Origin of the sequence: Gilliamella sp. Fer1-1 (assembly GCF_001690825.1) — a bacterium.
GTDB lineage: Bacteria > Pseudomonadota > Gammaproteobacteria > Enterobacterales > Orbaceae > Gilliamella > Gilliamella apicola_C.
Window position 1 is genome coordinate 1 of the sequence record NZ_LZGX01000116.1, and the last position, 2,117, is coordinate 2,117.

At 32.9% G+C, this 2,117-nt stretch carries 2 protein-coding genes; both read right to left on the reverse strand.

Annotated elements, in window-relative coordinates; all coding sequences use genetic code 11:
- The coding region (locus tag A9G28_RS12775) for a hypothetical protein (protein ID WP_176702161.1) at nt 1-697 on the reverse strand (697 nt) is incomplete at its 3' end.
- A partial coding sequence (locus A9G28_RS12780) for a peptidoglycan recognition protein family protein (protein WP_218057390.1) occupies nt 678-2,117 on the reverse strand: 1,440 nt, incomplete at its 5' end. The genes A9G28_RS12775 and A9G28_RS12780, both read right to left, overlap by 20 nt.

The following is a 2,117-nucleotide window of genomic DNA, read 5'->3' on the forward strand; positions in this document are numbered from 1 at the left end:
CGTAATAAACATATCTCAAACATTCACCTTGAGAACAACCAAACGCTATCTGTTCTGTATTTTTCCCATAAATAAATGCTAGCCCCCCTAAATCAATACTATAACTTTTATTTATTCCATTAATTAATAATTCACCATTTATTTCGCACGTATAAACGTCAAAAGCACTTATTTGAGCTGAATTGATATATTTTTCTGCGGTCAAGAAAAAACGGGCTATATCTTTTTTTCCTAAGTTCCATTTATTACATAAATCGTTAAGATAATCGTCACTACCCTTCTTAATTACTTTTTTTATTGACAGTACTTTGATTTCATCGTGATTTATATAAGGTTCATTATGAACGTATTTCAAACACTCGCCTTTAGAACAACCAAAAACTATCTCTTCAGCGTTATCACCTTCATGAATAACTGCTACTCCACCTAAATCAATACTATATTCTTTTTTTATTCCATTAATTAATAATTCACCTTTTATGTTGCAATTATAAAAGTTAAACGAATTTATTTGATCTGAATCGATAGATTTCTTTGCAGTCAAGAAGAAACGGGTTATTTTCTTTTTGTCTAATTTCCATTTATTACATAAATCGTAAAGATGATCGTTGCGATCCATTTCTACCGCAACTACCTTTTCTAGCGATAATACTTTGATTTCATCACGATTATTGGCACTAGTAGTGACGGGGATCAATATTCCAATTGTCAGCAGGAGGATACAGATTTTTACCTTCTCCACTTGTTTTATAAGCAATGCACTGATGTTGATACAAGTCTTTATCATTTAAATTAAATTCCTTTTGTAAAAAAATAACTAAATTTCTAATTGATTCTAATTGTTGAGGTGTTGCATCATCCCATAACTTAGTTTTGTCGTCCCACCATGCTACAACTTCAATACCTATACTGTCTTGGTTATATGGATAACGTTCTGGATAATCTTTTTTTAATTCAGATAAATATTGTTCTCTTAAGGTTTTTGATTTATAGGTTGAATCACAATTTCCAGTCAGAGCGCAACGAGGTCTAATCTTTCCTACATGATTAGCATATTTTTTCAAACTTACAACTTGATAAATTGTTCCATCCTTATCTATAACAAAATGTGCGCCAATATTGTCTTTATTCCAAGGTGATTTCCAAGTATTTTCAATAACATTAATTGCACTTCCTTTTGAAAATGTTCTATGCAAAACAATGGCATTGGGACCAATGATATTTCCTCTCTCCAATTTTTTAACTTGATATTGAGTAATACTATCACTACAAATAAATCCTTCATTATTTATATAAGTTTTTTTATTAATAAGACTCATAATTTGAACAGGATGAATAAACCACGCCCTACCATCAGCACTAAGCGTAGCAGGTGGTGCTGAGTCTGTTGGGGTGGTTGTGGTATTGGTTGTCTCGCCATTTTCTGGAGGCGTGTCTTTAGGTTGATTTAACTTAGCTAAGCCTTTAGCAACATCATCCCACCATAACATTTTCTTGATTTTCTCTTTGGTCTTTTCCCAAGCTGTCACTTGTTTTTCTAACTGTTTAAGCAAAAAATAGATGTCCAATTGCCCTTTACTGAGCTTTTCTGTTGGGCTGTCTATATAGTCTGCTGGAAAACGTGCTATGCTTCTTCTTAGCTCTTCTAATCCTTTTTTGACTGATTTCTGTTCATCTGCTGCTAGTGTGTTTACATAGATATCACATTTTGCTTCATCCGCTTCTTTTAAATACGTTAATACATTTTTAGCATTTTCCGTCAGCTCGCTGTTTAACGCTTCCCATTTCGGCATTTTGCCTTCAGCATCAATTTCACTATACCATTCGCTTTCGTAATTGATTAATAAGCGACTTAATGCCGTAAATAGCATCGGTTTATCTGCAATACCTTTAAAACTCGCTTCTTTTATACTGGTATATATTTTTGTTTCAACATGGTATTGCTTATCAAGAATAGATAATGTTTCTTTTATTGTTGGTTTATATTGCGATAATGAATGGTTGTCTTTATTACGTTTTAACGATTTGTCTGCGTCAAGGTAGAGTTCTTTTAATGTGGCCGTTTCTTTTATCTGCATAAAATCAAACCAATCCCAACAACTGACCCGCTTAGCACC